This window comes from Mesorhizobium sp. M0663 (assembly GCF_040320585.1).
Classification (GTDB): Bacteria; Pseudomonadota; Alphaproteobacteria; order Rhizobiales; family Rhizobiaceae; genus Mesorhizobium.
Genome location: NZ_JAMYPX010000084.1, coordinates 1 through 2,900, shown reverse-complemented (window position 1 = coordinate 2,900; position 2,900 = coordinate 1). Strand labels below are relative to the sequence as shown.

General features: G+C 66.9%; 1 protein-coding gene. It reads right to left on the bottom strand.

Annotation, left to right across the window (positions count from 1 at the left end; translation table 11 throughout):
- Positions 1-2,900, bottom strand: a 2,900-nt coding sequence (locus NKI54_RS36095; protein ID WP_352694603.1) for a non-ribosomal peptide synthetase, incomplete at both ends; no start/stop codon positions are given.

Genomic DNA, 2,900 nt, shown 5'->3' with positions numbered 1-2,900 from the left:
TCTTCACCTGGTCGTCGTTGCGGCCCAGAAACTCCAGATTGCCGTCCGGCAGATAACGCGCCAGATCGCCGGTCTTATACAGCCGATCGCCTTCCACAAAGGGACTGGCGATGAACCGCTCCGCCGTCAGATCGGGCCGGTTCAGGTAGCCACGCGCAACCCCCGCCCCGCCAATGTAAAGCTCCCCCACCGCCCCGAACGGCACCGGCGCGCCATGACCGTCCAGGAGATACAACCGCGTGTTCGCAATCGGGCGCCCGATCGGGAGCCGGCCAAACGTCTCATCAATCGCGGTAATCTCGCAGACTGTCGCAAAGGTCGTCGTCTCGGTCGGACCGTAGCAGTGCAAGAGATGCTGCGGTCGGCTCCCCCTCAAGACCCGTGCTACTGCCGCCACATCAACCGCATCACCGCCGACCAATAGCAACCGCAAGCTTGCCAGCGCCGGGCCTAAATCATCAGCGCTCTGGCTGAACAACCCAGCTGTCAGATGCAGGACGGTAATGCCATGCTGCTGAACCAGACGGCGCAGCACCTCTGGCTGCAGCACATCGATTTGTGGAATCACAACCAGGCTTGAACCGTGTAGCAGCGGTGCCCACACTTCCAGGGTACTGATATCAAACGCGGGATTGCCCACCCACGCCACACGATCACTCGAGCTGAACTGCGCATAGCCATTGTTGATGACGAGCCGGTTGACCGCACGGTGAGCAACAACAACCCCCTTGGGAAGGCCGGTCGAGCCGGACGTGTACATCACGTAAGCGGCAGCCTCGGCGCTCAATGCCAGGCCAGGATCGGCACTAGACCCTGCTCCGGTCATGAGCGGCTCAATCGCCAGAACAGGGATCGTCACCTCAAGCAGATCATCATCGTCACTCTCGCTAAGCACCAGGCGCGCAGCACAATCGGCCATCAGCCATTCTTGTCGCGCAGATGGAAGAGCGCGATCGATCGGCACATACACTCCGCCCGCCTTCAGGATCGCCAGCTGCGCCACCACAAGGGCGACGGAGCGGTCCAGCACTGTCGCAACGCGATCCCCGGGCCTCACCCCGAGCGCGATCAGGTGATGCGCCAGCCGGTTGGCCCGCGCGTTGAGCTCGCCATAGCTCAGGCGCTCGTCCTCATGGACCACCGCCACCGCCTCCGGCGCCTGGCGCACCTGCGCCTCGAACAGCTCGTGGATGCACCGCTGCGACGGATAGGCCGCCGCCGTCCGGTTCAGATCCTCCAGCAGATACGTCCGCTCGGCGGCCGACAGGATGTCCAGCTCCCGCACCGGCCTGTCGGGCGCCCGCTCCAGCGCCTCCGCCAATTGCTCGAGCACGTGCTGCATGTAGCCGCAGACCCGATCCGCAGACACCGGCTCCACCACGTGCGCCGTCAGGCCGAGCGCCTCGCCATAATCCTCCACCGACAGGGTCAGCGGATAGTTGGTGCGTTCCTCCCCGCCCAGCCATTCCATGCCCGCCAGGACATCATCCGGTCCGCAGCCGGTCATGGCCGCCGGCGTGTTGTGGCGGTAGTTCAACAGCGCGCCGAACAGCGGCGCCGGCGCCGCAACCCCGCTGCAGCGTTGCGCCAGCGCCAGCGAGGCATGCTCGTGCGCCAGCAGCTCGGAAAGCCGCGCGTGCGTGGTCCGCACGCTCGCCGCGACCCCGGTCCCGTCCAGGTCAAGCCGCACAGGCAGGGTGTTGATGAACAGGCCCAGCGCGCGGTCGGCGCCCGCGCCCGCATGCATGCGGCCGAACAGCACCGTGCCGAACACCACCTGCTCTCGCCCGCTGCTGCGCGCCACCACCTGCCCCCACGCCAGATGGCACAGGCTGGCCAGGCTTACCCCCAGCCGCCGCGCCTGTTCCCGCAACCGATCGTTGAGCGCCTGCGGCAGCATCCGCCGCGCCTCGCCGACCCCGCTGCCGTCGCCGCGCACCTCGCCCAGCCCGAACGGCATGGTCGGCTCGTCGATGTCGGCCAGCTGTTCCTGGAAGAACTCCTCATGCGCCTTGGCATCGACCCCCAGCCGCGCCTGCGCCACCAGATTGCGGAACGGCTGCGGTGCCGCAAGCTCATGCGCGCGTCCCTCCAGCACGGCCCGCACCTCGGCATGCATCACTTCCAGCGTCGTGTGATCCCCGATCAGATGATGCTGCAGCTCCAGCAGCAGCCAGCGCCCGCTGCCGGGCTCGCGCGCGATCACAAACCGCAACAACGGCGCCCGGCCAAGGTCGATGCGGTGCCGGCGCGGATCAAACCGGCGCCTGAACTCCTCGGCGCCGGAACCGTCACACGCATCCAGCTCGACCTCGGTCACCTCCAGCGGCGCACGCCGCCACACCACCTGGGCCGGGCTCGACAGCCCCTCCCAGACAAAGGCCGTACGCAGAATGTCGTGCCGGTCCACCACCTGCTGAACCGCGCCAAGATAGCGCTCCAACAGGTCGCGCTCGGCAAACGCCATCTGCGAGACCAGCAAATATGGATCGCCCCGGCTGGCCAGCAGATGATGGAACAGGATGCCGTCCTGCAGCGGCGACAACCCATAAATGTCCTGGATGTTGCGGACGCCGCCGGGCACCGTGGCGACGATCCGGTCGATCTCCGGCTGGGCCAGCTCGATGAGCGGCAGCATCTGCGGCGTAATTGCCGTGCTGTGTTCGGTGATCAGGTTGGCAGGCACCGCCACCTCGTGATGGCTGCCCAGGCTTGCGGCAAGATCGGCCAGCACCGGCCTGGCGAACAGGGCACGCACCTCCACCCCCAGCGACAGCCGCCGCAGCCGCTCCATCAGCTGCACCGCCAGGAGCGAATGGCCGCCCAGTTCGAAGAAGTTGTCGTGGCGTCCGACCCGCTCGACACCGAGAAGCTCCGCCCATATCTCGGCCAGCGCCGTC